Raw genomic sequence first — 24,680 nt, 5'->3', positions numbered from 1 at the left:
CTTCCACCTTATTTCCGTCTAGCATCCCGTCTTGCTGTTATAGCAAGGCAGCATACTTTCTCACATGTTTCAATCGTTGTAAGAAAGCCTTGTCCTGATGTGCTTTCTGCTTATCGTAGTCAGCTTGCAATCGAATCCAAATATCGGCATCAATGCCGAGTGCAGCCTCTATCAGCAGCGCATACTCTGTCGTAACGGAGCGTTTACCGTTCAGTACCTCATTCAATACAGAGGTGGTGATGCCCGTTATCTCGGAAAGTTTCTTTTGGGTGATGCCTCGGCTTCTGATTTCATCTTTAATCATTTCGCCCGGATGAATCAAGTTTGATGACTCCAAATTGTTTGCTATCATTTTGGGGTCAATGCCCTCTAGTGTTATCATATCCGTCTATTTATAATGATTTGACAAATCTGTTATATTGCATATCGTTAGGATTGGCATATCTAGATTCTCATCAATAGTGAATTCAATGCAATACTTGTCGTTGGCCCGTATTGAAAACAAACCTTGCTTATCACCCTTCAGAGCTTCGAAGTTCAGGGAGTTGATACGTCTAAGGTCGTCAGGTCTTTTGGCCATTTCCATGTATTTTACACCTTTTTGGAATCCTCTGATCACTTGTGGTTGATACCGATGCTTCTTGTCGGTAGTTGTTCCTTGCTCATAGAGATGCTGGAGGTAGGGTTCTTCAAGTGTTACTATCATACCAATACCATTACTGGAAGCAAAGATATGAATAAATTTTGAAATTCGCAAAAATGAGAATAAAGTTTCATGTAAGTTTAAAACATGTCGTCGGCAAATTCGTCTGTAAATGTCCCTGTTTGTCAATCGCAAAAGTGCAGGGGCTTGGCAGTGGTGCTGCAAAGCCCGGACAGCACTGCTGCAAAGGCCAAACAGCGATGCTGCCGCAGCTTTGCAGTTTTTTGAGTTTTTGAGTTTTAAGTTTATGAGTTGATAGGTTGAATTTTAAAGTAGACGAGTCGACGAAATGCAAGTAAACGGGTTGAGTTGTAAGTGTGTGAGTTGTTGATAGATAAGAGGTAATAGATGATGGGTAAGAGTTGATGTGAGGGTATCAAAAAGGGCAAGCCGTCAGGCTTGCCCCCAGTCTTGTTACAGGTCGTCTATGAGTGCCGTACTCTTGGCATAGGCCGTACTCTTGGCCTCGAAGAAGTCGGTCTTTACCTTGTTGGCATTGGAATATTGTGCCACCCACTGCATATCTGCCGGCTCAGCACGGTTGTCCTCGAACAGGTAGCCGAATCCCAGACTGTGCCAGCGTAGGTTACCCAGATAGCGTATGTAGTCGGATACCATCTGCTGGGTGAGTCCCTGTATGTTGTCGCCTATGACGTATTGTCCCCAGGCAATTTCTTGCCTGATACCTTCGCGCATCATTTCTTCGTACACAGCCATCTTCTCCGGTGAGAAAAGTTCGGGTTCTTCCTGTTTCAGTTCGACGATGATGTTGCGGAAGAGCCATAGGTGGGTGTTCTCGTCGCGGTTGATGTAGCGTATTTCCTGGGCCGACCCCGACATCTTGCCATTGCGGCTGAGATTGTAGAAGAACATGAAGCCGCTGTAGAAATAGATGCCTTCGAGTATGAAGTTGGCCATACATGCCTTCATGAGTCGGAACTTGTCGCGGTGTGCCTGGAACTCGTTGTAGCAGTCGCCGATGAATGTGTTGCGCCTGAGCAGATGCTCATCGGTCTTCCACTGGTAGAGTATATCGTTTCGTTCTTCGGGTGAACAAATGGTATCGAGCATGTAGCTGTAGCTCTGACTGTGCACACATTCCTGGAAAGTCTGTATGTGTAGACAGAGATTTACCTCGTTGGCAGTGATGTACTCGCTGATGGTGGGCAGGTTGTTGCTCTGGAGTGAGTCGAGAAATACGAGGAAACTCAATATCTTGTCGTATGCCGTGCGCTCGGCCTGTGGCAAGTTGGGATAGTCTTTGGTGTCTTGTGTGAGGTTGATTTCTTCCGGAATCCAGAAGTTGTTCATCGCCTGGCGATACCAGTCGCTCACCCACGGATAGCGCATGTTGTTGAAATCGTTGAGATTGGTGGAGTTTCCGCCTATCATACGGCGTAGTCTGAGGTCGGTATCTCCTTCGGGATTGAAGAGCGCATTGCGCTGTAATTGGTTGTTGTCCATATCGTGTAATGAATCTATGAGGGTTATGGATCGATGTGTGAAAGGGATTATGAGGCGCAGCTTTCGCATTCCTCAACTTCCAATGATTTGCTGCGCACGTAGTAGAGGGTCTTGACGCCGCTCTTCCATGCCAGCAGATAGAGGTCGAGTACCTGTCGCATGGTGTAGTCGTTGGTGATATAGAGATTCATGCTTTGGGCCTGATCTATATGGCGTTGGCGGATACCGGCGGCGCGTACGCTCCATTGCTGGTTGATGTGGTAAGCCCCTTTGTAGAGCCAGTAGGTCTGGTCGGACAGGGCAGGAGCTACGCGTGGGAGCATGGCCCCCTTCTTCTCTTCGAGGAAAAACCGCTGCATGATAGGGTCGAGTCCGGCTGTCGTGCCGGCCAGAATGCTCGTGCTGCTGGTCGGAGCAATGGCCAGCAGATAGGCATTGCGCATGCCCTGCCTGGCAACCTTCTGCCTGAGACGCATCCAGTCTTCCGACTTATAGTCGCGTTTGTCGAAGTATGCCCCTGTCTGCCAGTCGCTCCCTTCGAAGTATTGATACTGCCCTTTCTCCTTGGCCAGGTCGGCGCTGGCAGAGATGGCCGCATAGTTAATGGTCTCAAACACGCGGTCCATGAACTCCAGGTGGCGTTCGCTTTCCCATTTGATGCCTCTGGTGGCCAGCGCATGATGGTAGCCGCTCACGCCGAGACCTATGCTGCGATAGCGATGGTTGGTAATCTGGGCATAGGGTATGGGATAGAAATTGAGCTGGATGACGTTGTCGAGGGCGCGGACTACGGTTGCCACTTTGTCGCACATGGCTTCCTTGTCTTCCAAGGGCAGTCGGCCGAGCGACAGGCTGGCCAGGTTGCACACCACGAATTCGCCCGGTTTGACGGTCGTTACCACCACCGTCTCGCCGTTCTCGGTTTGTATCTCCCTGCTCACTTCGTCGATAGCGGCCATGTTTTGGGCAATCTCGGTACATAGATTGGAGCAGTATATGACGCCCTTATGCGGATTGGGGTTGGCCCTGTTCACGATGTCGCGATTGAAAGTGAAGGGAGTTCCGGTCTCTACGGCAGAGCGGAGAATGAGCCTGACAAGGTCTTTGATGGTGATGAGGCGACGGGAGAGACGCGTGTCGTCTATACATTCCTGGTATCGGCGTTCCCATTCTTCGCCGTAATAGTCTTCGAGTGAGTAGCCTTTGAGGCGCATGATTTCGTTTGGACAGAACAGATACCAGTTTTGGTCGAGACTCTCTTCGGCCATCCGCCAGAACAAGTCTGGATAGCAGATGGCCGGGAATATGTCGTGGGCTTTCATGCGGTCGTCGCCATTATTGGTGCGTAGTTGCAGAAACTCCGGTATGTCTTTGTGCCAGACATCCAGATATACGGCCACAGCCCCTTGCCGCATGCCCAGCTGGTCTACTGCTACGGCGGTGTCGTTGACCAGTTTCATCCATCTGATGACACCCCCGGCCACTCCCTTGAAACCACGGATGCTGCCGCCGGTGGCTCTCACTTTGCCGAAATACATGCCCATGCCACCGCCGAATTTGCTTACCTGTGCAAAGTTGTCGATGCTGCGATAGATGCCCGTAAGACTGTCGGGCACGGTGTCGATGAAGCAACTGGAGAGTTGATGGTTGGGTTTGCGGGCGTTGGAGAGGGTGGGGGTGGCCATCGTTACTTCCAGTTTGCTGAGCAAGTGGTATATCTTCTCAACCCACATCATGCGCTCCGATTTCTCCGGCATGGCCAGATGGAGGGCTATGCCCATATACATCTCTTGCACACGCTCGATGATACGGCCGTCGTAGGTGCGGATAAGATAACGCTTGGCCAGCAAGTCGAGACCACTATAATTGAATAGGTAGTTGCGTGAATGGTCGATGAAGCCCTCTGCCATCGCAATTTCTTCCTTTGAATAATTGGCCAGTATGTAGCTGCCATAGAGTCCCTCGTCGGTCAGGTAGCGCAGCTTCTCGTAGAAAGTAGTGATACCCAGCTTCCTTTCCTCTTCTTCTATGCTGCGGTTTGTCTGGAAACTGAGCAGTCTGGCAGATATCATTTCCCACATCGGACTTTCTGCCGTGGTGAGTTCTACGGCAGCTTTGATGAGTGCATTGAGTTTCTCTTTCTGGCTCATCAGCGGTTTGGAGAAACTCACAAACTTGTCTGACAGGAGTGTGACGCTGTATTCGGCCTCGCGGAAGTCCTGCCGAATGCCGTTGAGTACTTCCTCGATACCGTTGTCGCCGATGTTGAATGCTATATTCCGAATGTATTTACGCTGTTCGTTTCGCTGCCATCTGAAGAGGATATAACTTTTGGCTTCATCATAGAAACCATGCTCCATCAACGTCTTTTCTACCTTGTCCTGGATGTTCTCTACATCCCGCTTGTCTTCATGTTGGTTGAGAAAATGTTCCACTTCATTGGCCATCGCTTCAATTTCCTGTTGATGTCCAGGATTATTTGTGCTGTCGAAGCTTTTCTTAATCGCTGATATTATTTTCTGTAAATCGTATATCTCGATATTTCCATTCCTTTTCTTGATTTCCATTTTTGCTGTTATGATATAAATTACTGATGTTTAGTTGGTTATGATATAAATGTGTTGATGAAATAACTTTGTTATTGAGGGTAAAGTTTTTTGTTTTGTGTAACTTTGAACAAAGGTAACTAAAAAAAGTTGTCCAACTATGAAAACTATTGAAAAGTTTTGGAATCATTACATTTTTGTTTTTCGATAGTTAGGCTGTATGATTTTCTTCTGTTTGTCTTCTGGTGAAGAAGGCGATAGAGACTCTTTGTTTTTCAACATGGTTAAAAAAGTGTAAATAGCAGAATAAAGTGAGCATACAGATGCAAGATTTGCTATTTTTATAGTTGTTAGGATAGAAAACTTTAATCGAATAGGCATGAAAATAAAATTGAATCGTTGGTATTATGCGCTGTTGGCATCGTTGCTTGCGATGCTTGGATTTGAATCTTGCGACTTCACAGGTGCTGATGAATATGGTACGCCTATTGTTTCTTACCAGGTCAAAGGAAATGTGAAGGGCGATGCAGGTGCACTCAAGGGAATCCGGGTGATTGCTAAGACCAGGAATCCGTATGATGTGCAACGGCGAGATACGGTATATACCGATGCCAATGGTCATTTTTCGACTAAGAAGTTGCAGGGTTTCAGCTCATCTGTATTGAAAGAAGAACTTGTCATCGTATATGAAGATGTCGATGGAGAGGCCAATGGCGGCATGTTTGAAAAGGATTCCCTGAAGGGTACGGAAGTCACTATCACTCAAAAGGAAAAAGGCTCAGGATGGTATGAAGGCCATTTTGAGGTGACAGCCGATAAGAAATTGAACAAGAAAATCAAGTAGATTCTTGTTATATTAAGTCTGTTAGTTATGAAAGTGAAGCTTACAAAGTGGTATCATATGCTGCTTGCAGCATTGTTTACCCTGTTAGGATTCGAATCTTGTAGTGGTTCTCTGAATGAGGACACAACTCCTGTGGAGTATGGAACTCCGAACATTTCATTCCAGGTAAAGGGACGTGTAAGAGCGGAAAATGGTGCTAATCTTAAAGGCATTCGGGTCACTACAAAGCTCAATAGAAGTTCTTGGGATGGTCGAGATACCGTTTATACAGATGCAGAAGGGAAATATGCTACTAAAAAATTGCGTGGCTTTAATGAAAAATATCTAAAAGAAGACCTTGTCATCACCTTTGAAGATGTCGATGGAGTGGCCAATGGCGGGGTATTTGAAAAAGACTCTTTGAAGGGAATGGAAGCCATTGTTCATCAGAAAGGAAAAGGGTCAGGATGGTATGATGGTGATTTCGAGGTGACAGCCGATAAGAAGTTGAAGAAAACAGATATCTAAATGAAACCTACACCCCTATCGTTTCGCCGAAAAGTGGCGCTCGAATTATGGCGCAAAATGCTCAATCAGAAGATAGAAGAGCATCCGTTGCGCCAGTTGTTTTGGGAATGTACGCTGCGCTGTAATCTTCATTGTCGCCACTGTGGGAGCGACTGTAAAGTGAAAATGGAAGCGAAGGATATGCCGAAGGAGGATTTCTTGCGCGTATTGGATGGCATTGCTGCCAAGCAAGATCCGCACCAGGTGTTCGTTGTTGTGACGGGGGGAGAACCTTTGATGCGCGATGATTTGGAGGAATGTTGTGCTGCTATCTATGAGAAGGGATTCCCTTGGGGCATGGTGACCAATGGATTGTACCTGACACAGGAGCGTTTCAATAGACTGCTGGATGCTGGATTGCATTCTATCACCGTGAGTATGGATGGGTTGGAGGAAGACCATAATTGGATGAGGGGACACAAACATAGCTTCGAGCGAGTGTCGCAAGCTATTGATATGATGGTGGCTGCCGATTCATTGGTGTTTGATGTGGTGACCTGCGCCAACCGTCAGAACTATCAGAAATTGAATGATATCAAGGAGTTCTTGATTAGTAAAGGTGTCAAACGCTGGCGTTTGTTCAGCGTATTCCCCGTTGGTCGGGCTGCCGACGACCCTATGATGCGACTCATGAATGAGGAATTTCGCGGTTTGTTTGAATTCATCAAGCAGACAAGAGCAGAAGGACGCATCCAAGTAAGTTATGGTTGCGAAGGCTTTTTGGGCAATTATGAGGGCGATGTGCGCGATAATTTCTTCTTCTGCAATGCCGGTATTACGACAGGCTCGGTACTGGTGGACGGCTCAATCTCGGCGTGTCCCAGCATCCGTGCCGACTATCATCAAGGCAATATCTACGAAGATGACTTTATGGAAGTGTGGGAAAATAGATTCCAACCTTATCGCGATAGAGAATGGATGCGCAAGGATGAATGTGCCGATTGCAAATATTTCCGTTATTGCAGAGGCAACGGAATGCACTTACGCGATGGTGATGGCAAGTTGTTGCTATGCCATTTGAAACGTCTGCAAGCGGTATAAGCCTTTTGCAGGTGTTATAATATACGGTGCTGTAGTTTCCTTTACTCTGTTTACAGTCGTCTTTGTCCCAACTGCTATATGGTCCATGATTAGCTGGATGCTGTAAAGTAAAGATTGTTGTTAGACAGTTTTCACCTTATTATATATGGTAGGAATGAAAAATGGCAACCATGCTTTTACGCTTGGTTGCCATTTTTTTTATGTTGTGAGGTTATTGTTTTTCTGCAATAGCCTGCTTGATGAGGCCTTCCAATTCCTCGCACAGCTCCGGGTTGTCACGGAGCAATGCCTTCGTTCCATCTCGACCCTGTGCCAGTTTCGAACCGTTGTAGCTGTACCAGCTACCACTCTTCTGCACAATACCATATTCCACGCCGAGGTCTACAATCTCTCCAATCTTGCTAATACCCTCGCCGAACATGATTTCGAACTCGGCCTTGCGGAATGGAGGAGCAACTTTGTTCTTCACCACCTTTACGCGTACCTCGTTACCTATCTGCTGGTCGCCATCCTTGATAGCTGTGCTGCGACGGATGTCGAGACGCACTGAGGCATAAAATTTCAGCGCATTACCACCCGTCGTGGTCTCAGGATTGCCGAACATCACACCAATCTTCTCGCGCAGCTGGTTGATGAAGATACACGTGGTGTTTGTCTTGCTGATGGTAGCAGTGAGTTTACGCAGTGCTTGACTCATCAGTCGGGCCTGCAACCCCACCTTGTTTTCTCCCATATCCCCTTCGATTTCCGATTTGGGAGTAAGTGCAGCTACCGAGTCAACGACCAGGATGTCGATGGCCGATGAACGTATCAGCTGGTCGGCAATCTCAAGTGCCTGTTCTCCATTGTCGGGTTGCGAAATCCAAAGGTTTTCTATATCCACTCCCAACTTCTCTGCATAGAAGCGGTCGAATGCGTGCTCGGCATCAATGAATGCTGCAATGCCGCCGGCTTTCTGTGCTTCGGCAATGGCATGGATGGCCAGTGTGGTCTTACCGGAACTCTCCGGTCCGTAGATTTCGATGATTCGTCCGCGCGGATAGCCACCTACACCAAGGGCCACGTCGAGACCGATACTGCCTGTTGGTATGACTTCGACATGCTCTACCTGCTGGTCTCCCATGCGCATGATAGTGCCTTTGCCAAAATCTTTCTCTATCTTTGACATCGCAGCCTGAAGTGCTTTCAGTTTTCCCTCTGCTGCCGACAAGTTGTTGTTTTCTTCTTTTGCCATAATACTTGTTTATTGTTTCTTTTTCTTTTTGCTTTTTGGAAAAGGCAGACACTTCTCCAATATAGATACCACTGCTACTGCATGGTTTGTGTTACCAACGTCTAAAATATAGTGCTCTTTAGCTCCTTCGTAGGGAAATCCTCTCTCTGCATCGTGCATCAGGTGTTCTATCTCCGGCAATATCTTGATATAAGCCACGTTGTCGCAGGCGGTGATGACCGGCTTGTCGTTGGCATATATTATGTAGTCGCCGAACATCTTGCGCGCCCTGATGTCGCCAACAGGCGCTATCTGCATGCAGACGAAGTCGATAAAATCCAGTGTGCAAGCCATATTGATATAGACATTGTTCCTACAGTTCCAGGTCGCCGCCGAACACTTCGTGCCAAGGCAGTCCGCATTCGTTGAGTTTCTCCATGAATGGATCGGGGTCGAAGTTCTCTACATTCCACACACCGGGCTTGCGCCATAGTCCCTTGAAGAACATCATTGCACCAATCATGGCCGGTACGCCCGTCGTGTAGCTGACGCCCTGCATCCCCGTTTCCTTGTAAGCCTCTTGGTGCTTACAGTTGTTGTAGACGTAGTAGGTAAGCTCCTTGCCGTCCTTGATACCGCGAATGCGGCAGCCGATGCTGGTCTCGCCGTCGTAGTTCTCGCCGAGGTCTTGCGGATTGGGCAGCACGGCCTTGAGGAATTGCAGGGGTACAATCTTCACTTTCGCAGTCTTGCCGGAACCGTCTGCCAGCGGAGCTTCGTATTCTATTTCGTCGATTCGGCTCATGCCCAGGTTCTGAATGCAGTCCAGATAGGTAAGGTACTGCTGTCCGAAGGTCATCCAGAAGCGTGCCTGCTTGATGGTGGGATAGTTCAGCACCAGGCTCTCCAGCTCTTCGTGGTGCATCAGGTAGCTCTCGCGTGGACCGATATTCGGATAGGTCAGTGCCTTGTGCACAGCCAGTGGTTCGGTCTCTATCCACTGCCCGTCTTTGTAGTAGAGTCCCTTCTGTGTAATCTCGCGGATGTTGATTTCCGGATTGAAGTTGGTTGCGAAGGCCTTATGATGGTTTCCGGCGTTGCAGTCGACGATGTCAAGTGTGTGGATTTCGTCGAAGTGATGCTTGGCTGCATAAGCCGTATAGATACCGCTCACGCCCGGATCGAATCCGCAACCCAGGATGGCCGTGAGTCCGGCCTTCTCGAATTTGTCCTTATAGGCCCACTGCCATGAATACTCAAAGTGAGCTTCGTCCTTCGGTTCATAGTTGGCCGTGTCGAGATAGTTCACCCCACAGGCCAGACAAGCGTCCATGATGGTGAGGTCTTGATAGGGCAGAGCCAGGTTGATGACCAGCTCCGGCTTGAAGCTGTTGAAGAGTGCTTTGAGCTGTTCCACGTCGTCGGCGTCTACCTGAGCCGTCTCTATGGGCATGTCCCATCCTGCTTTGTGGATGTCTTCTACTATTTTGTCGCACTTCTCCTTACGCCGGCTGGCAATCATGAAGTCGGTAAATACATCGGCATTCTGTGCTATCTTGAATGCTGCCACGGTAGCCACGCCACCTGCTCCTATCATTAATACTCTTGACATAGTGTTTATTTTGTTGTTTTTATAATTCTTGTTGACTGTTCTGTTTTAGTAGCTGTTCACCTCGTCGGCACTGATTCCCAGTGCACTCATCAGGCTGTAGCCTAATATCTCCTGCCTGAAGTTGCCTCCCTCCATCGGTTGCATGGCAAAGACCGTGATGCGCTTCTCGTCATCCACTTGGCGCAATGTCTGTCGGATGGTGGCATAGAGGTCGCCTTGCTCGCTGTTGGGAATGACCATGATGCGCTTCACTTCCGGACGCTCCAGTGCCAGGCATAGCACGTCCAGTATTGCCTCGTCCTTCGAAGTCATCTTGCCTGTGGCAATGGTGTTGATGCTGAACTCGCCCAGTTTCTCGTCTTTGAAAGCCTGGCCATCCAGTTCCTTGGCGTAGTCTGCCGGTTGGAAGTTATCCATTTGCCGACGGTCTTCGTCGTGGACGAGCACCATCTGTGTCTCATGCTGCTCAGGTCTCACCCCTCCGTCCAATGCTATACATACGCCCCATTGGCTCATGTCGGCCTTCGGGATGCGTCGCCCTATCATTCGCTCGAAGTTCACGGTGAGATTGAAGGCCACGCTGTCGATGTAATCGGCATCGGCAATAATCACGTTTTCACTCCATTTGATGCTGTTAGTCTCTTGTGGATTCATATTTTGCAAAGATAATGTAAACCCGTGGAAAAGCAAAGGAAAGCATCGTTTATTTTGATTCTGCTCGTCAGGGCGAATGTGATTCGCCCCTGCTGTCTATGTCGTTGATTTACTGCAAAGCCTCGGCAGCATTGCTGACTGGGCTTTGCAGTATTGCTGTTCGGCCTTTGCAGCGATGCTGCGGAGGCCTTGCAGTTTTTTGAGTGTGGGCAGACTGGTAGCCCGTGGGGCAGGTCTCTGTGTGCAAGTAGGCCGACGGAAACTGCTTGCAAGGGGGCTGCTAAACATAAAAAAGGTTATTTTTGTGTAGAAAACAGGGCGGTTATGGTGGGTTATTGATTATTTGCCATATCTTTGTCTCGAATTTGAGTTTCGGCTTATTATCGTAACGCTCTTCCTTTTACCAGTTAAATAGTAAGCAGCAGCTCCCTTAATGATTCTCTTAACTCCGATTTCCAGTATTTATTTAAAACATCATTTATTAAAAATGAACATTTACATTTCAGGCCTTAGCTACGGTACAGACGAAGCAGCATTGGCCAACCGTTTTTCAGAGTTTGGAGAAATTACATCAGCAAGAGTTATTACTGATCGTGAATCAGGACGTTCCAGAGGCTTCGGCTTCATAGAGATGTCTAACGATGACGATGCCCGTAAGGCCATCGACGCACTTAACGAGACCGAATTTGAGGGTCGTACCATCTACGTGAAAGAAGCTATGCCACGTGAGGAGCGTCCCCGTCGTAGTTTCAACAACGACAGGAGAAGATATTAAATAAGTTTATGGGTTTATAAGTTTTTGAGTTTTTGGGTGTGTGTATATATCATGCCATGCTAAAACTCAAGGACTTATAAACTCAAAAACTTATGAACTTAAAAACTTACAATGACATTTCAGGATTTAAAGATTGTAGAGCCTATATTGCAGGCCATTTCAGAAAAAGGATATACAGAACCTACTCCGATTCAGGAGAAAGCCATACCGGTAGCATTACAAGGGCGCGATATATTAGGATGCGCGCAGACCGGAACCGGAAAAACAGCGGCATTTGCCATTCCTCTTATTCAGCATATCAGCCAGACTCCGCAGAGAAGCAAGGGTATCAGTGCGCTTATATTGACGCCGACCCGTGAGTTGGCACTCCAGATAGAGGAGTGCCTGACGGACTATGCCTGCCATACCCAGGTGCGGCATGGTGTCATCTTTGGTGGAGTGGGGCAGAAACCGCAGGTAGACATGTTGCGCAGAGGCATTGATATACTGGTGGCTACACCTGGCCGACTGCTCGATCTCAAGGCGCAGGGATTGCTCCGACTGGACAGCATACGCTATTTCGTGCTCGATGAGGCCGACCGTATGCTCGATATGGGATTTATCCACGACATCAGAAAACTGTTGCCGATGTTGCCGGCAAAGAAGCAGACCATGCTTTTCTCGGCCACCATGCCACAGGAAATACAGGAAATTACGCGCAAAATATTGCATAATCCGGCTCGCGTAGAGGTGACGCCGGTGTCTTCTACCGTCGATACCATCGACCAACGTCTCTACTACGTGGAGAAACAAGAGAAGACCGCACTGCTCATTTCGCTGCTCCATGAGCGCGACGAGCGCTCGGTGCTTGTGTTCTCTCGTACCAAACACCGTGCCGACAATATTGTCAGGAAACTCGTAAAGGCTGGTATCAAGAGTCAGGCCATTCATGGAAACAAGAGTCAGTCGGCCCGACAATCGGCGCTGGGCAACTTCAAAAGCGGTAAGACACGTGTGATGGTAGCTACCGATATTGCTGCCCGTGGCATCGACATCAGCGAACTTCCGCTGGTCATCAATTATGATATACCCGATGTTCCTGAAACCTACGTTCATCGTATCGGCCGTACCGGTCGTGCAGGGCACGAAGGTCTGGCCCTCAGCTTCTGTTGCGATGACGAGAAAAAGCAGTTGAAAGATATTCAGAAGCTGACAGGTAAGCGAATCAGTGTGGCCCAATAATGGCCGCACCTTTACCTTGTGCCTCTTCTTTTTTAACATTTAGTACCTCTAAGTTCTAAAAGATTTACTTCGGGCCATGCCCCCAGGCGGAATGGCATCGTCCCCCCTAAGCCCAGCGATACGTAGAGTGTCTGCTGGGCTTCTTTGTATATGCCGCCCCATTCGCGATAGGCAAATCGGGCTGGCGAGAACCTTCCTATCTTTACTTGGCCTGCATGGGTGTGTCCGCTCAGTGTGAGTGCGATGTCTGTCTGGCCCACAATGCTGCGTCGCCAGTGCGTAGGGTCGTGGCTTAGCAGTATCTTGTACGCGCCGTCGGGTATTCCCTGCATGGCTTTTGTAAGGTCTCCATAGGTGGGGAATGGCGGTTTGCTGATGTTCTCTACACCGATAAGGGCTATCTTGTCGGTCTCTTTCTCCAGCCATACATGCTCATTGAGCAGCAAATGCCAGCCCATTTTCTCTTCCATGTAGCGCAGCATGTGCTGATGGCGCACTATGTTCTGTAGCGTATGGTCCTTGCCATACTCGCAATAATCGTGGTTGCCCAGAATCGAATAGACACCGTATGGGGCATGCAACTGACGCAGATAACGCGTAAACGGTACTATCTCGTCGGCACTGACATTGACCAAATCGCCTGTAAAGACGATGAGATCGGGTTGCAGATGGTTGATTTCCTCTACGAGTTTCTTGATGAATGAGTGGCTTTTGAGGAAAGTTCCGGCATGTAAATCGGAAAACTGGAGGATGCGAAAACCATCGAACGCCGATGGGAGAAGATGCGAAAAACAGGTAGCTCTACGTACAACGAGGTGTCGCCAACCCGCGATGAAGCCATAGGCGATGCTAGCTACCAAGGCCAAAGCGATGGCAAGTGCCAGCCAAGTGGGCAAAAGGAGTGACAGAATCGTAAAGACAAATTTAGGCAACACCACGCAGAGAGTCAGCGAAAAGAAGATGCGCAGGCATGTGTTGTGATAGAATCCCAGGTTGGCAGCGACGAAAGAGCCGATTAAGACCACGGTAGGCAGAGCGTAGAGCAACGTCACCCACCATGCAGCATCCGTACCGATGAAGTGATACCAGATGTAAATGTCGGGGACCACGAGTGCTGTCAGGAATGCTATGAAGGCTTTGAACATAGGCTGTCGAGTGGTTTTTCTTTTACAAAGAAAGTGCAAACGAGCGCAATGAAAACTTGTTTTCTTATTGCCGAGTGCCGCCTTTCTTCTACAAAGATACAGATTTCTTTGGTAAAAAAAACATAAAGCGACATGTTTTATGACTGTGTTTTGGATATATTCCATTAACTTTGCAATCTAGATTTAATTTAAATAAGTATTAATTTTGATGGACATGAAGAAGCAAAAGACTACATGGATAACCTCTGCAGTGGCAGTGATAGCAGTGACAGTATTGGTAAGTGCCATGCCGGGCAGCGATATTATTACGCAGGATAAGGATACGGCGATTGTCAATACAGAACAGTTGGGTAAGCATGTGAAAGGGTTCAGGAACGCGACACCCGTTAAAATTTTCATTCATAAGAACAAGGTAGTGAAGATAGAAGCCCTCCCTAATCAGGAGAGTCCTAAATTTTTCAATCGGGCCAAGGCTTTGTTGACTAGCTATACGGGCAAGAGTGTCGGCAAGGCTGCCAAGATGGAGGTCGACGGAGTGTCGGGTGCTACCTATTCTTCCAATGCTTTGAAGAAGAACGTACAGCTCGGCCTGAATTACTACAAGCAACGTCAATAACCTCATTCGGGCAGCAACGCCGGCTCAGGCGTGCATGTCTGAATACCTGCCGACAGACTATCGAATTCCCCATGCTATGAGATGAGCTTATTGGCATGGGGAATATTGTTTTCATACATGTCGGTCTGTTTCTTGAACTGTAGAAAAATATTGCGTAAAAGGTTTTGAGTATTCATCGCTTTACGCTATATTTGTGGTGATAGTTGTGGACACTATGCCGGCTGTATTTATTTGGAATACCTTACCATGAAGCATCGGTTTTATCTCGTTATGGCCTTGGTCGTATCCACGCTTTTTCATCTGGTTTGGCTGCAAGGGCTTGGCAGTGTTGCTGACTGGGCTTTGCAGCATAACTGTTTGTACTTTGCAGCAACGCTGCTAAGCCTTTGCAGTAATTTGAGGGGTTTGGTATTCGGTAGAAAAGGGTGATACACTGGAAGAAATAAACAGCCAACCCCACTATTGGTTTCGTATGAATCATTAACTAAAAAATAATCATGAATAAAGAATTAAGACAGCAGATTGACATCTGGACAGAAGCTGATGAACACCAAAAGGTGATTGATGCGTTAGAAAACATTGCTCCTGAAAAGAGAGACTTTGAAGAAATTGGCTTGTTGGCACGAGCTTATAATTATATTGATGAGTATGATACGGCATTGACTTTGCTCCAATCCATTCAGGAAGAGGGCAAGGATGATACCAACTGGAATTTCCGTATGGGGTATGCGCTGTATTATCTGGACAGGAATCAGGAAGCACTTTCCTATTTCACGAAAGCTAATGAATTGACGCCCGACGACGAAGACACGATAGATTTCATTCGCTGTTGCAATAAGGAAATGCCATTCAGGGCGAGGGTGGATGCTTTCTGGCAATGGTTTTTACAGAACGAAGCGGAGCTTTCGGAGCTGGTAGAAAAGCGCGACGAGTATGATTCTGACCAGGTGCTCGGCCTCATTGACCAGGGCCTAGGCTTGATTTCGGAAGATATACACTTCAATATGGGCGGCGACTATGAGTTTACATTCTCCATAGAGGGAAATGAATATCTGTTCTATCTCTATCCCTACCTTATATCCCGAATGCCGGAACAGTTGAAGGGGAAATGGCATTTCTCGCCTTATAACCAAGGTGCAGATGCTCCATTTAGTTTTCAGATGTATGGGGCGCAAATAGATATGCAGGATGTATATGTGCATGCCCATTACGATGAGCAGCACAATGATTTTGCCATTTCGTTTTATGAAGAGCATCTATGCTCCCTGCCCGAAGCGCAAGCATATAATGCTTTTTATATCATGATGGAACTCATGCTGGGCGAAGGACTTTCTTATCAGTACATTGCGAATGTAAAGCGCGCGGAGAAGCAGGAAGAAGAGATGTTCCCCTTGCCTGAACTTCGCAGCTATATCACGGAAACCCTGAAGGCAAATGGCAAGCAAGTATTTGAAAATCCTAAGGATGTCTTTATCTCATATAGACTGGAACCGAAGGAAAATGAGGAGTTACGATATGATGTGGCGATAGGTACTACACGCTTTTCCCACCTGATTTCACAATATTATGAAGGCGATACCGGTCTGTTTGATAAGCTCAATCAGTTTGGGGTGCAGGCTGTGTTCTTGGCATTTCCATACGATAATATCGGGGCAGAGGAAAGAAAAGCCGTCTTGGATTTCCGCTATAAACTGGAGGACAGAATTGAGAAAGAGATTCTGAATCAGGATGGATTGGGCCTTCTGCTGGGTGGTGCATCGGGTACGGGGAGTTGCTATATAGACCTGCTGTTGTACGATGTAAACGCTTTCTTAGACAAGGTAGTGCCTGTATTGCGTGAGTATTCGGAATATAGTTTTTATCTTTCCGATTTCCGTCAGCACTGTATGCTGACAAGATTGTCTGCACCGACAGAGGACGATGAGTAACAAAAAATCCCCGATAAAGAATTTTCAAAGTCATCTTTATCGGGGTTGGCTTCGCAGAGAAGCCGTTTCATAATCAACTTACATTTTATTTTTTAGGCAATTCAAACTTGTGTGGTTTGAGCATCTCCTTCGGGTCAAGAGCCAAGTCGAGCTGCTCCTTGGTCATGATACCCTGCTCCAATACGATGTCGTAGACCGAACGATTGGTTTCGAGCGCTTCTTTGGCCACCTTGGTACTGGTCTTGTAGCCGATGTAGGGGTTCAGCGCCGTGACGATACCGATACTGTTCTTGACCATTTCGTAGCAGCGTTCGCGGTTCACAGTGATGCCGAGCACGCACTCTTCGGTCAATGTATCGATGGCATTGCGCAACCACCAGAGGCTTTCGAACAGGCATTCGGTGATAACCGGTTCCATGACGTTCAACTCTAACTGACCGGCTTCGGCTGCGAACGAGACGGCGGTGTCGTTACCGATGACCTTGAAGCATACTTGGTTGGTCACTTCGGGAATGACAGGGTTCACCTTTCCGGGCATGATAGAAGAACCGGGAGCTTTGGCTGGTAGGTTGATTTCGTGCAGACCACAGCGTGGTCCGGATGCCATGAGACGGAAATCGTTGCATATCTTGGACAGTTTCACGGCCAGACGTTTCAGTGCCGACGAATAGCTGACGTATGCTCCGGTGTCGGGAGTGGCTTCTACGAGGTCGGATGCAGAGATGAATGTCTCGCCGGTGAGCTTGCTCAGGTTGGCAGCACAAAGTTTTGCGAAGCCGGGAACGGCATTCAGACCTGTGCCGATGGCCGTACCGCCCATGTTGATTTCGTGCAGTAGCTTCACGTTACGCTCCAGATTCAGGATTTCTTCTTCCAGATTGTTGGCATAGGCATTGAATTCCTGGCCCGCCGTCATAGGTACTGCGTCCTGCAACTGTGTGCGTCCCATCTTGATGGCATCCTTGTATTCGTCGCCCTTGTAGCGCAATGCGCTGATGAGTCCGGTGAGACTGGCTACCAAGCTCTTGTTCATACGGATGATGGCCAGGCGAATGGTGGTGGGATAAACGTCGTTGGTAGACTGTCCGCAGTTGCAGTGGTCGTTGGGATAGCAGTATTGGTATTCACCCTTCTTGTGTCCCATAATCTCCAAAGCGCGATTGGCAATCACCTCATTGGCATTCATGTTGACCGATGTTCCGGCACCTCCCTGCATCATGTCGATGGGGAAGTTCTCGTGCCACTTGCCGTCTATGAGTTCGCGACAGGCTTGTGAGATAGCTCCGGCAATCTCGTCGTTGATGACACCGAGGCTGTGGTTGGTCTGCACGGCAGCCAGCTTCACGTATGCAATGGCGATGATGTAGTCGGGATAGTCGCGCATTTTCTTGCGCGAGATATGGTAGTTGTTGATGCCCCGTTGCGTTTGTACGCCATAGTAGGCATCTGCCGGCACTTTCAGTTCGCCTAAAAGGTCGGACTCTACTCTGAATTTTTCTTCCATATAATTATTATTTGATGTTAGAGTTATAGGCTTATTAGAAACATTTGATTCTATACATGAAGCCCAGTTCTATACGATTGGTGTTGTAATCTTTCAAGCCCGACTTTTCACTATAATCGAACTTACGGCCAATGTAAGCCAGGAACAGGCGGAAATCCTGCTGCTTGACGGGGTAATACTCGACAGCTCCCATGTAGCCAAACGACTTGCGATAGTCCTTGAATTCTTCTATCTTGGAGATGCTGGCAGTCTCGTACATGCCCTTGAGCATGAGATTCCACTGTGGCGCAAACTGCCAGTTGATTTTGCTGATGAACGAGTTGTAATGCACATCACTGAAGTATCCTGCGTTGGCATGGATGGTTTCAAGCTGGCCACCCAGCTCGCTACTGGCAATACGAAGGCGATCCAAGCCGTCGAATGCACCCATATAGTCGAAGTACCATTGGAATTTGGGGAGATTCAACCGCTGTCCCAGGGTAATCATGCGCGAATACTTGTGGCGTGCCTGAGTCTGTATGCCCCATGCCCATCGGGTCTGTAACACGTCGTTGAAGAAACTTCCGTTCCAGTTGACGATGTAGGTGAGGGGATTTCTGCTGCCCGTAACGGCTTTCAATTCGCGCAATGAAGGGCCTGCCGTAGCCACGACGTTGCTGCCATAGTAATCGGCAAAATTGTCGTTGTCGGCGTCTGAAACCTCCACGGCAATCTCTTGTGTGGGCACAGGTTTATACGATAGCACCACGCCGGCCATGAAGTTGTCCATGTTGTCGACCATGTCGGAGTATTGATAGATATACATCGGGTTCTCATCGAATTCGAATCCACCCCATATCTGGCACATCTTACCAGCCTGAACGGTCAGTTTGTCGTTGAAACTGTAGCCCACCATCATAATATCGGTGGCTTTAGCGAAGTTGTCTTTGCTCTTAGCTGTATTGTTTTTGTTCAAGCGATGACGGAAGCGATAGAACAACTTGTCGGTGATGTTACCCTTGATTTCCAGACGCAACTGCTTGTTGGCAAAGCCTGTTCCCCATACACCGTCGGTCTCGGTGGCACTACCTGATGCTGCATAGTTGAAATATACGTTGAAAGCATCGGTCTTCTTTTCCAGTTTCAGCACTCGTTCGGCCAGTGACTGGTAGTTGCCGTCCTGTCCGCCCATGCCTATATTGTTGCCTTGAGCTGCCGCACCCATTGAGATGCAAAGGGCAGCTACGATTGATAGATATTGTTTCATAAGGTATCAGATTAATATTTTTGGAAGTATTCTTGAATCTTCTGCCAGTCTTTGGTTTTTGTCAAAGCAAGCATCAGGAGTACGCGTGCCTTCTGAGGATTGAGCGTCAGGGAAGCTACGAAGTGGTATTTGGAGTCGTCTACCTCACCATTCAGACAGGTAGGACCGGTGGGAACACGAGATGAGCGTACGATGTTGATACCTTTGGCGCGTGCCTTCAATGCTACGTCGAACACGTCCTTATAGAAGTTACCGTCGCCTACACCAGCCAAGACGATACCGTCGAAATTGGCATCCACGAATGCCTGCATGGGCAGTGGAGAGCAGTTGGCATAGCCATAGACGATACCTACCTGTGGCAACTTGTCGAGATTGTCTACGCTGAACTCGCTCTTCGTGGTGTGAAGATTGTCCATGGAGCGGTTGTAGATGGCTTCACCATTGTAGATATAACCCACCTTGCCATAGTTGGCAGCTTGGAATGTAGCTAGATCGGTGGTGTGGGTCTTGATGACTTCCTTTGCATCGAGCAGCAGATTGTTCATGCAGCACATCACACCGCGGCCTTTGGAATTGGGGCTTGCAGCCGCAGCTACACCGGCATAGAGGTTACCGGGACCGTCGGCACTGATGCCTGTAGAGGGGCGCATAGACCCAACGAGGATGACAGGCTTGTCGCTGTGCACGGTAAGATTCAGGAAATAAGCAGTCTCTTCCATCGTGTCTGTTCCGTGAGTCACTACTACACCGTCGTAACCTTCATTGTTTAACAACTGATTGATACGCTTGGCGAGCTTCAACCATACCTGGTCATTCATGTCTTGAGAACCGATATTGACCAGTTGTTCGCCGCTTACGTCGGCCAAATCGAGCATCTGTGGAACGGCCTGGATGAGTGTCTGAACGCCCACTTGTCCTGCACTGTAAGCTGATGAAGTGGCCGACGCGCTGACACCGGCAATCGTTCCGCCCGTTGCAATGATGCGAATCTTAGGCTTTGCAGCCATTGATAAACTGATGAACAGTGCAAAAAGCACTACCAACGCATAAAATTTCTTTGTCATAATGATTAGAATTTGTGGCTTAACGCCGGGTTAGTAAAGTATTAAGATTGCATTATAGCATTTGCATGATGAGGTAACCTACGCCTATGGATACGAAGGTGGTGATGAAACCCGATAGCTGGAACGAGTGGTTGAGTACGTATCTGCCGATGCGGGTAGTTCCTGTCTGGTCGAAATTGATGGCTGCCACCTCGGTAGGATAGTTGGGGATGAAGAAGTAACCATTCACTGCCGGAAACATCGCTACCAATGCCAACGGATTGATACCGAGTCCGATGCCGAGCGGATAAAGTGTCCTGACGGTGGCTGCCTGCGAGAAGAGCATGATAGACATCAAAAACAGGGCGATGGCAAAGAGGAATGGGTACTGCGTAACCACATCGGCTATGTGGGATTTGAAGAACTCCAGGTTGCCGTTGAAGAAAGTATCGCCCATCCACGCAATACCGAATATAGACACCATGGCGTTCATTCCGGCGGCAAACACGTTGCCACCGACAGCCTTCTTGATGTCGGCCTTACCGATTAGCAGGATGAGTGCGGCGACAGCCATCATGATAATCTCGATGGTTTCGGGCATGCCGAGCGTGGTCTTTACGCCATCTACCATGAACGAGGGGCGCAATGAAGGAGCTGAACCGAATACGACGACGAGTACAACACCCAATAAGAATGCCCATACAGAGCGACGTGCATACTTCGAGGGGTGGCTCTCCATTTCCTCCATCTTACGTAAATCCTCTTCAGGATTGATGATACCCTCGCGCACCCTGCGTTGGTATTCGGGATCGTCTTCCAACTCCTTGCCTACGAAATTCTGCACAAAGGCTGATACCAGAATGGCTATGAGTGAGGCTGGAATACAGATAATCAGTATGTCTTTGAGTTCGATGCCACGTCCACCCAGCAAGTCGGTACTGATGACGGCTGCCGTTGCGGCCGAAACAGGACTGCCGGTGATTCCCAGCGATGCCGCGATGGCGGCCACGCTCAGTGGTCGTTCGGGGCGAATCTTGGAATTCTTGGCTATCTCAGAGATGATGGGGAGCAGCGAATAGGAAGTATGTGCCGTGCCGGCCACAAGACAGAAGAGCCACGTAGTGAGCGGTCCGTAGTATGTAATCTGCTGTGGATGCTTGCGTAGAAAGCGTGCGGCTACTCCCACGAGATAGTCTAGTCCGCCGGCAGCTTGCAGCGATGCGGCAGCCGTTATGACCGATACGATGATGAGCATCACGTCGATGGGCAGTTTGCCCGGTTTCAGTCCGAAGATAAAAACGAGTATGAACACGCCTACCATGCCGTAGATTCCGAGTCCGATGCTGCCCACACGCGCACCGATAAATATCAGGGCCAGCACGATAGCGAGCTGTAATAATACCATTGTTGTTATCATAGGTTTTTCGTTTTGAATTCCTAAAGGTCGTGTCAAAAAGTAAATCTATGGCAAAGATAATGTAAAAAACAGTGTCGGAATTTACAAAAATCTGCCCATTTTTTGTAAATATCGAAACAATTTGTAATTTTGCGACAAACACGTACTATGTAAAAATGGTTTTAAAGCATGTTTTAGGCTTGTCGGAAATAGCGGAGCAATACCATGTTTCCGATGTTTATGGAGAGCATGTGGCTGCATTTTCAACGGCTGCATCGCCCGATTGTACGATGGCATTCTTTGAGGGAAGAATCAGTTTCTATCTTTTGCTGTTGCTGAAAGAGGGTAGACTGTCGGTCGAGATAGGCGACAACAGCGTCGAACTGCATACCGGAGACCTGCTGATTCTGTCTCCTTTCCAACTCATTCATTGTCAGTCCGACGATTCGGGCATTGCCTTGGAAGGGCTGATGATAGACAGTTCGCTCTATGCGAGCATGCGCTCGGTCAGCAATGATTCCGACGTGATGATGCCTGAGACCTTCCTGTCGCAAGCACCGGTGTATCATCTGGACAGCCAAAAGGCTACCGATTTGGGGGGATTGTTCCATCAGGTGCGCACAGCCATCAGATATTCTCATTTGTATAAGGCCGAAATCATCCGTTCGTTGGTGCATGTCTGTCTGCTCTTTATCGTGGAATTACCTTACGACAGCAAACTCTTTACGCACGACTTCAAGCATAAGGAGAACATATTTAAAATCTTCATGCACCTGGCCACCATGAATTTTCGGGAAGAGCGCCAGGTGGTTTTCTATGCCGACAAGCTGAATATGACGCCCACCTACCTTTCGCGCACCGTGCGCGAAATATCCGGTGCGACGGTGAGCGAGCATCTCTCGCAACTCGCTTACAAAGAGGCTTGTAACCTATTGCGTAGTTCCGACCTCACGATGGGGGAGATTTCAGATATGCTCCATTTTCACGACCAGTCGGCTTTTACCAATTTCTTCAAGGCCAAGGCCGGCATGACGCCGCAGGGATATAGAAACCAAGGCGACGCCCACTAGCCTGAACAATCCTACCGCATGAACCATTTGCCCGACCTGCAATCTATACCTTTAGTCCGCATAGCCGCTTTCTTGATTTTCGGAATCCTCGTCGGCAACCGGTGGGGCGATGTGTTTTCTTTGCGCCTTTGGACGGTTGCAGGGCTGATACTGGTATTGTCGGCATGGTGGATGCGCCACCGTGTGGGACAGACATTCCTGATTTTGCTCGCTACGGCAGTTGTCGGCATTTGGCTGATAACCCATCAGAACAATCGGCTTCATCCGCCTCTGCCTGTAGGAACATGCCACATGGAAGCTGTGATAACCAGTCCTCCGACCCCTCATGGGCGTGTCGTGATGTGCGACATGGCTGTCAATGCCATAGAGGGGCATGCTCTGCGGCATGCACTCAAGGTGCGGGCGTCTCTCTATGGCGACAGTTTGCGTAGCACGAAATTGGCTGTTGGTCAGCGGGTAGAGTGGGTGTCGCAGCTGAAAGAGCTGACAGCTTTCCCCGTTGCCGGTCGTTTTGATTATGAGCGATGGATGAGGGTGCATGGCTATGTGGCCACGGCTTTTGTGCCGATGAGGCTGTTGCGTACACTACCTGGACACGGAGGAGGCGGATTTAAGGACATGCTCTTACGATGGCGGCAGCTGCTGACTGCCCGATACGCGGCTTCGGGGATGGAGCAGGATGCCTTGGCCGTGGTGGCAGCCATGACACTGGGCGACAAGTCAATGCTCAGCCGACAGCTGAAAGATGACTATTCAGTGGCAGGGACGTCGCATATTCTGGCCCTTTCGGGTCTCCACCTGTCTATCATCTTTATGGTGCTGACACTGCTTTTCGGGCGTTCGCTGATAGGTCGCCTGTCAGCGCTTGTGGCTATTTGGATGTATGCCATGCTGGTAGGGTTGCCCCCTTCGGTGGTTCGTGCAGCCACGATGATGACTCTCTATTCGTTGGCTACCTTGCTGCACCGTAGCCATATTTCGCTCAACACGCTTGCCTTGGCAGCCATTATCATGCTCGCTGCCAATCCACTTTGCCTTTGGGATGTGGGCTTCCAGCTCTCTTTCTGCGCCGTGGCAGCTATTCTATGCCTGTATCGGCCACTCTCTGATTGGCTCAATCCGACAAACGCCGTGCTGCGATGGACGTGGACAATGACGTGTACATCGGTTGCTGCCCAGATAGGTACAGCTCCGTTGGTGGCTTACTATTTCGGACGATTCTCGTGTTATTTCCTCCTGACCAATCTCGTCGTGATTCCCTGTGCCATGCTCTTGCTCTATATGGCTTGCTTGCTGTTGCTGATGGGGTGGCTGCCTATTTGTGCTCAGGTGCTGGGATGGGCGGTTGGCATCGTAGCTGGGTTGATGAACAGTGTGGTAAGTGGTATTGCCCGTTGGCCCGGAGCAAGCATCGAGCCTGTCTATATAGGCGGTGTGCGCCTGTTGCTACTCTATATCGTTATCGTGTGCGTATGCCTGTTGGTCTCGTTCCGTCCTTTGCGCCCCATAGGGAATAATGATGTTTAGGAGGGGAAAGGATGAGATATGGTTGTTGAGAAGTGTAGCTGTTCTGTCTGTTGCTTAATCAAAATAATACTGTTCCTTGAAAAAGTTCTCTATGTCGCTTACCAATGTAGGATGACTAGACAGTTTTTGACTGTTTATGAGCAAGTATGCGCTTTTGTCTTTATTCTCCTTATGAAAGAAATACTGGTCGCTAAAATATGTAGCAACGATGGTAGAATAGACTTTGTATCTCTTGGTTTCTCTATTTCCTTCGTTGATTCTGCTTGCTCCGATAAAACCAAATGAGGCATCTTGATATTGCTCATAAATGCTGAGCATTACGTTGATGCAGGTATTGATGATTCTTCTTGGTTCGTTTGTGTTTGTAAGTTTTTGGTATTTGTACTTAGAGTTCGTCCACTTCTTGGGGTAAAACTTGACAGCAAAGACATGATGCTGGTATTGCTCTACGATTACAATGTACCACAGATTCGACTTTGTCGATTTAAACTTATACAAAAGATTTCGTACATGCCCATTCTGATGGATGTTTTTATTCATGATATGACGGAATGGGTATGAATTAGGAATGCTGTTCACAACAGAT

General features: G+C 48.4%; 23 protein-coding genes. 9 read left to right on the top strand and 14 right to left on the bottom strand.

Annotated elements, in window-relative coordinates:
- Positions 1–37: 37 nt before the first annotated feature.
- From ACZ42L_RS06480 to ACZ42L_RS06465, 4 genes are all read right to left on the bottom strand, one after another.
- The gene (locus ACZ42L_RS06480) at positions 38–382 is read right to left on the bottom strand and encodes a HigA family addiction module antitoxin (RefSeq protein ID WP_464701541.1); all 345 of its coding nucleotides are present in this window, start codon (positions 380–382) and stop codon (positions 38–40) included.
- Positions 383–388: 6 nt separating this feature from the next.
- Complete coding sequence (locus tag ACZ42L_RS06475) at positions 389–706, bottom strand: type II toxin-antitoxin system RelE/ParE family toxin (protein WP_464715595.1); 318 nt, start codon at positions 704–706, stop codon at positions 389–391.
- A gap of 411 nt (positions 707–1,117) precedes the next feature.
- Entirely contained in the window at positions 1,118–2,167 is a 1,050-nt protein-coding gene (locus ACZ42L_RS06470; protein ID WP_464701664.1) for a ribonucleotide-diphosphate reductase subunit beta, read from the bottom strand.
- Positions 2,168–2,214: 47 nt separating this feature from the next.
- Positions 2,215–4,734, bottom strand: coding sequence for a ribonucleoside-diphosphate reductase subunit alpha (locus tag ACZ42L_RS06465; RefSeq protein WP_464715594.1), 2,520 nt, complete (start codon positions 4,732–4,734; stop codon positions 2,215–2,217).
- A 358-nt stretch (positions 4,735–5,092) separates the two neighbouring features.
- On the opposite strand from ACZ42L_RS06465, the gene ACZ42L_RS06460 reads away from it, so the two are divergent.
- The 3 genes from ACZ42L_RS06460 to ACZ42L_RS06450 are packed head-to-tail and all read left to right on the top strand — an operon-like array spanning position 5,093 to position 7,144.
- Positions 5,093–5,557, top strand: coding sequence for a radical SAM-associated putative lipoprotein (locus ACZ42L_RS06460; RefSeq protein ID WP_464715593.1), 465 nt, complete (start codon positions 5,093–5,095; stop codon positions 5,555–5,557).
- A 27-nt stretch (positions 5,558–5,584) separates the two neighbouring features.
- Positions 5,585–6,064, top strand: coding sequence for a radical SAM-associated putative lipoprotein (locus tag ACZ42L_RS06455; protein WP_464715592.1), 480 nt, complete (start codon positions 5,585–5,587; stop codon positions 6,062–6,064).
- On the top strand, positions 6,065–7,144 hold the full coding sequence (locus ACZ42L_RS06450; RefSeq protein ID WP_464715591.1) for a TIGR04133 family radical SAM/SPASM protein: 1,080 nt from the start codon (positions 6,065–6,067) through the stop codon (positions 7,142–7,144).
- Between the two features lie 211 nt (positions 7,145–7,355).
- On the opposite strand, the gene recA is transcribed toward ACZ42L_RS06450, so the two are convergent.
- The 4 genes from recA to ACZ42L_RS06430 are packed head-to-tail and all read right to left on the bottom strand — an operon-like array spanning position 7,356 to position 10,623.
- On the bottom strand, positions 7,356–8,378 hold the full coding sequence (gene recA, locus ACZ42L_RS06445; RefSeq protein ID WP_464715590.1) for a recombinase RecA: 1,023 nt from the start codon (positions 8,376–8,378) through the stop codon (positions 7,356–7,358).
- Between the two features lie 9 nt (positions 8,379–8,387).
- On the bottom strand, positions 8,388–8,711 hold the full coding sequence (locus ACZ42L_RS06440; RefSeq protein WP_464701992.1) for a transcriptional regulator: 324 nt from the start codon (positions 8,709–8,711) through the stop codon (positions 8,388–8,390).
- 19 nt (positions 8,712–8,730) lie between these two features.
- Positions 8,731–9,969, bottom strand: coding sequence for a saccharopine dehydrogenase family protein (locus ACZ42L_RS06435; RefSeq protein WP_464701533.1), 1,239 nt, complete (start codon positions 9,967–9,969; stop codon positions 8,731–8,733).
- A 45-nt stretch (positions 9,970–10,014) separates the two neighbouring features.
- Positions 10,015–10,623: a DUF6621 family protein gene (locus ACZ42L_RS06430; RefSeq protein WP_464715589.1), complete on the bottom strand. Its 609-nt coding sequence runs from the start codon at positions 10,621–10,623 to the stop codon at positions 10,015–10,017.
- A 487-nt stretch (positions 10,624–11,110) separates the two neighbouring features.
- Between ACZ42L_RS06430 and ACZ42L_RS06425 the strand changes: the two genes are divergently transcribed.
- Complete coding sequence (locus ACZ42L_RS06425; RefSeq protein WP_464701990.1) at positions 11,111–11,398, top strand: RNA recognition motif domain-containing protein; 288 nt, start codon at positions 11,111–11,113, stop codon at positions 11,396–11,398.
- A 111-nt stretch (positions 11,399–11,509) separates the two neighbouring features.
- The gene (locus ACZ42L_RS06420) at positions 11,510–12,619 is read left to right on the top strand and encodes a DEAD/DEAH box helicase (RefSeq protein ID WP_464701529.1); all 1,110 of its coding nucleotides are present in this window, start codon (positions 11,510–11,512) and stop codon (positions 12,617–12,619) included.
- 32 nt (positions 12,620–12,651) lie between these two features.
- Here ACZ42L_RS06420 and ACZ42L_RS06415 read toward each other — a convergent pair whose 3' ends face one another.
- Positions 12,652–13,764 (bottom strand): metallophosphoesterase, encoded by a 1,113-nt coding sequence (locus ACZ42L_RS06415; protein ID WP_464715588.1) that lies wholly within the window; start codon positions 13,762–13,764, stop codon positions 12,652–12,654.
- Positions 13,765–13,978: 214 nt separating this feature from the next.
- Between ACZ42L_RS06415 and ACZ42L_RS06410 the strand changes: the two genes are divergently transcribed.
- Together ACZ42L_RS06410 and ACZ42L_RS06405 are read left to right on the top strand one after the other, a co-directional pair.
- Positions 13,979–14,380 (top strand): FMN-binding protein, encoded by a 402-nt coding sequence (locus ACZ42L_RS06410; RefSeq protein WP_464701527.1) that lies wholly within the window; start codon positions 13,979–13,981, stop codon positions 14,378–14,380.
- Positions 14,381–14,877: 497 nt separating this feature from the next.
- On the top strand, positions 14,878–16,308 hold the full coding sequence (locus ACZ42L_RS06405; RefSeq protein WP_464715587.1) for a tetratricopeptide repeat protein: 1,431 nt from the start codon (positions 14,878–14,880) through the stop codon (positions 16,306–16,308).
- A gap of 85 nt (positions 16,309–16,393) precedes the next feature.
- Here ACZ42L_RS06405 and aspA read toward each other — a convergent pair whose 3' ends face one another.
- Genes aspA through ACZ42L_RS06385 form a run of 4 tightly spaced genes read right to left on the bottom strand, consistent with a single transcriptional unit; the run spans position 16,394 to position 21,518 of the window.
- Positions 16,394–17,812, bottom strand: a complete 1,419-nt coding sequence (gene aspA / locus ACZ42L_RS06400) for an aspartate ammonia-lyase (protein WP_464701985.1) — start codon at positions 17,810–17,812, stop codon at positions 16,394–16,396.
- Positions 17,813–17,846: 34 nt separating this feature from the next.
- Positions 17,847–19,058, bottom strand: a complete 1,212-nt coding sequence (locus ACZ42L_RS06395) for a porin (protein WP_464701984.1) — start codon at positions 19,056–19,058, stop codon at positions 17,847–17,849.
- Between the two features lie 11 nt (positions 19,059–19,069).
- Positions 19,070–20,122, bottom strand: a complete 1,053-nt coding sequence (gene ansB, locus ACZ42L_RS06390; RefSeq protein WP_464701983.1) for an L-asparaginase 2 — start codon at positions 20,120–20,122, stop codon at positions 19,070–19,072.
- A 52-nt stretch (positions 20,123–20,174) separates the two neighbouring features.
- Positions 20,175–21,518: an anaerobic C4-dicarboxylate transporter family protein gene (locus ACZ42L_RS06385; protein ID WP_464701982.1), complete on the bottom strand. Its 1,344-nt coding sequence runs from the start codon at positions 21,516–21,518 to the stop codon at positions 20,175–20,177.
- Between the two features lie 155 nt (positions 21,519–21,673).
- On the opposite strand from ACZ42L_RS06385, the gene ACZ42L_RS06380 reads away from it, so the two are divergent.
- Positions 21,674–22,567, top strand: coding sequence for a helix-turn-helix domain-containing protein (locus ACZ42L_RS06380; protein ID WP_464701521.1), 894 nt, complete (start codon positions 21,674–21,676; stop codon positions 22,565–22,567).
- 18 nt (positions 22,568–22,585) lie between these two features.
- Positions 22,586–24,094: a ComEC/Rec2 family competence protein gene (locus ACZ42L_RS06375; RefSeq protein ID WP_464715586.1), complete on the top strand. Its 1,509-nt coding sequence runs from the start codon at positions 22,586–22,588 to the stop codon at positions 24,092–24,094.
- 54 nt (positions 24,095–24,148) lie between these two features.
- On the opposite strand, the gene ACZ42L_RS06370 is transcribed toward ACZ42L_RS06375, so the two are convergent.
- Positions 24,149–24,634, bottom strand: a complete 486-nt coding sequence (locus ACZ42L_RS06370; protein WP_464701519.1) for a hypothetical protein — start codon at positions 24,632–24,634, stop codon at positions 24,149–24,151.
- Between the last annotated feature and the right edge of the window lie 46 nt (positions 24,635–24,680).

This window comes from Prevotella mikamonis (assembly GCF_055381405.1).
This window is presented reverse-complemented; position numbering and strand designations above follow the sequence as displayed.